Source organism: Microbacterium sp. UBA1612, assembly GCF_002321605.1.
GTDB classification, from domain to species: Bacteria; Actinomycetota; Actinomycetes; order Actinomycetales; family Microbacteriaceae; genus Microbacterium; species Microbacterium luteum.
In genome coordinates, this window is sequence record NZ_DCMW01000026.1 from 1 (window position 1) to 3,426 (window position 3,426).

Sequence of the window (3,426 nt, forward strand, 5' to 3'; positions counted from 1 at the left end):
TGTCAGACGCACCCTAGCCGGCTGGCCCTGAGTCCGATGAGACGTCGCACAACCGAAGGGATACGAGGCGGTCGCCCTGTCATGGTTCACTCGGCGGCGCGCCGGGCGCCGCCTGGCGGAGCCGCCCTCTCAGCGGACGGGTTCGTCGGCGTGCCGGACGTCGTCCGACGACGCATCCCCGGCTTCCGTCGCCGCCCCGTGGATCGGATGGCTTCGCTCGAGCGCGGCGCCCTCGACGTCGACGTTCGGGAGGATCCGATCGAGCCAGCGCGGCAGCCACCACGCCTTCTCGCCGAGCAGGTGCATGAGCGCGGGGATCAGCAACAGCCGCACCACGAACGCATCGAACAGCACGCCGATCGCGAGGCCGAAGCCGAGCGGTCGCACGAGCGCCAGGTGCGAGAAGATGAACCCGCCGAACACCGACACCATGATGATGGCCGCCGCGGTGACCACCGCTCGCCCGTTCCGTAGCCCGGCGACAACCGCCGTCCGGGCCGGCACCCCGTGCACGAACGCCTCTCGCATTCCGGTCACCAGGAAGAGCTGGTAATCCATCGCGAGACCGAACAGCACGCCGATGAGGATGATCGGTGCGAAGTTCAGCACCGGTCCGGGGGTGTGGACGCCGAACACCGGCCCGAGCCATCCCCACTGGTAGATCGCCACCACGGCTCCGAGTGCGGCGAACAGCGACAGCACGAACCCGGCTGTCGCGATCAGCGGCACGAGGATCGAGCGGAACACCAGCACGAGGATGAGCAGCGACAGCCCCACGACCAGCGCGAGGTACACCGGCAGCACGCCGGCGAGTTTCTCGGAGATGTCGATGTTGCCGCTGGCCTGGCCTGCCACCCCGAGCTCGATGTCTCCGATCGGCGAGAGCTCGCGCAGGTCGTGCACGAGCTGCTCGGTCGATTCGGTGGACGGTCCGCCGATCGGCACGACCTGGAAGGCGAGGAAGTCGCGGTCCTCGGACACTCCGACCGGCGCGACCGCGACCACGCCGCCCTGCTCGAGCAGCTGACCGGCTAGGTCGGCCTGTACCGCGACGACGTCGTCCTCATCGATCGGGGCCGGCAGCGCGGCGGTGACGAGCAGCGGTCCGTTCTGGCCGGCTCCGAATGCCTCGGCCGCGGACGTGTAGGCCCGGTACTGGCTGGAGTCGACGGGCTCGGATGACCCGTCGGGCATGCCGAGCCGCATGGAGAGCGCCGGGATCGCGATGATGAGCAGCGCGCCGACGGCGAGTGCGGCGCGCGCGAACGCACGCGAGGTCTTCATGGGCTTCAGCTCGGGGCGAGCGTGCGATTCGTGGCCGATCTGGCCGCGAGCCCGCCGATTGACGATCCGGAGGCCGATGATCCCGAGCATCGCAGGCGTCAGGGTCACCGACAGGAGTACCGCGACCAGCACGCATCCGGCCGCGACCGTTCCCATGACGCCGACGAAGGGGATGCCGGTCACGTTCAGGGCGAGCAGTGCGACGAGCACCGTCGAGCCTGCGAAGACCACGGCGTTGCCCGACGTGCCGTTCGCGAGGGCGATGGATTCGTGCACGTCGACACCGGCGAGCACTTGCCGTCGATGGCGGTTGATGATGAACAGCGCGTAGTCGATGCCCACGGCCAGTCCGAGCATCATGCCGAGCACGGGGGTGGCCGACGACATGTCCACGACGCCCGAGAAGGCCAGCGACCCGGCGACGCCGACGCCGACGCCGACGAGTGATGAGACGATCGGCAGCAGCGCCGGCAGCAGCGCGCGGAACATGATGACGAGCGTGAGCAGCGCGAGCGCGACGCCGACGATCTCGCCGATGCCGATGAGTCCCTCGACCGCGGTGGCGATCGTCGCCGAGTAGTAGTCGACCTGCACCCCGTCGATTTCGGCCTGGTCGAGTTCGTCCGAGACCGCTTCCACGACCTCGGACGGGACGGAGAACACGTCGTCCTCGAACATCACCACGCCGATCGCAGTGGCACCGTCCTCGGACACGGTTCGGATCTCCGAGGCGGCATCCATGAGCACCCGCGCGTCATCGAGCTGAGCGCGCTGCTCGGCGAGTTCGCCGGCACCGGCGTCCAGCTCGCCGCGGCGATCCTCGAGCTGAGCGGCACCGGCATCGAGCTCGGCCTGCTGCGCGGCGAACTGCGCCGCTGCGAGCGCGTACGTCCCCGCGGACTTCGCTTCAGCGATGGCCGCGTCGAGTTGCGCCTGAGCGGCCTCGAGCTGGGTTCGCGCAGCCTCGATCTGAGTGGAGCCCTCGTCGAGCTGGCGCTGCGCTTCGTCGAGCTGGGCCGCGCCGGCTTCGAGCTGCTGCTCCTGTTCGGCGCGATCGGACGTCGCGACGAAGGGGTCGACCACATCGGCCACGCCGTCGATTCCGTCGATCTCGGCCAACATCGCGGAGATATCCCCCTGCTGGGCCTCGGTGAAGTCGGATCCGTCCTCCGTCCGGAACACGATGGTGCCGGTTCCGCCCCCGAGTTCCCCCAGTTCTTCGGTGAGCCGCTCGGTGACGCGCTCGGTCTCGGTGCCCGGGATGCTCATGCTCGACGTCAGCGTGCCGCCGAAGGAGACGAAGGCTCCGACAGCCAGGGCGAGTGCGGCGATCCAACCGGCGACCACGGCCCACGGTCGGCGCGCGGCGAATCGTCCGACACGGTAGAGGAGTTCTGCCACGCGAGAGGCCTTTCATGAGGAGACGAGACGAGGGCGCACCTACGAGCCACCACCGAGGATAGCCGACATTTGTCGAAAATCGGAGCGGCTGGGTTCTGCGTGGCGTCTCCCCATCCCGCTGGCACAATCGACGCATGGATGCCCGCGTCGTCCGCACCCGACGGTCCCTGCAGGAGTCGCTGTTCGCCTTGGCTCGCGAGCGGCCGCTCGAGGAACTCACCGTCGCCGACATCGTGCAGCGGGCAGGAGTGAATCGGAGCAGCTTCTATCAGCATTACGCCGACAAGGACACCCTTCTCGCCGATGCCATCGACACGGCGGTCGAGCAGGCAGGGACCTTCCTGCCTGAAACGATCACCGCACCGGACGGCCCGCAACGCGCGCTCCTCGCCTACCTGCGACACATCGACGAGCATGTGGCGGTCTATCAGCGCGTGCTCGGACGCCACGGCTCGGCCGCGGTGGCGTTCAGGTTGCGTGATCGCATCGAGGCCGTTGCCCGCGAGGGCCTCGGGCGAATGGGCACGCACGCATTCGAAGGGATCCCCCTCGACGTCGTCAGTGCCGGCATCGCCGGCTCAGCACTCGGCGTCATCGAGGCGTGGCTCGCGCGCGACCCCCGACCGCGAGTCGAGACCGCTGCGGACTGGGTATGGCGTGTGCTCGTCGGCGTCGGCGATGCAATGGAGGAGGGGCGCTGACGGTACGCCCCGTCCACAGCCGGCTAGGGTGCGTCTGACA

The 3,426-nt window shown here is 69.0% G+C and carries 2 protein-coding genes; one reads left to right on the forward strand and one right to left on the reverse strand.

Features of this window, described 5'->3' with window-relative positions:
• Nucleotides 1-129: 129 nt before the first annotated feature.
• On the reverse strand, nucleotides 130-2,685 hold the full coding sequence (locus B3S45_RS11790; protein ID WP_061681791.1) for an MMPL family transporter: 2,556 nt from the start codon (nucleotides 2,683-2,685) through the stop codon (nucleotides 130-132).
• A gap of 134 nt (nucleotides 2,686-2,819) precedes the next feature.
• Here B3S45_RS11790 and B3S45_RS11795 point away from each other — a divergent pair, with 134 nt between their 5' ends.
• Entirely contained in the window at nucleotides 2,820-3,386 is a 567-nt protein-coding gene (locus tag B3S45_RS11795; protein WP_061681787.1) for a TetR/AcrR family transcriptional regulator, read from the forward strand.
• Nucleotides 3,387-3,426 lie beyond the last annotated feature (40 nt).

What these genes read in the sequence shown, in the direction of transcription:
- B3S45_RS11795 (WP_061681787.1), top strand. Translation starts at nt 2,820, where the DNA reads ATGGATGCCCGCGTCGTCCGCACCCGACGGTCCCTGCAGGAGTCGCTG.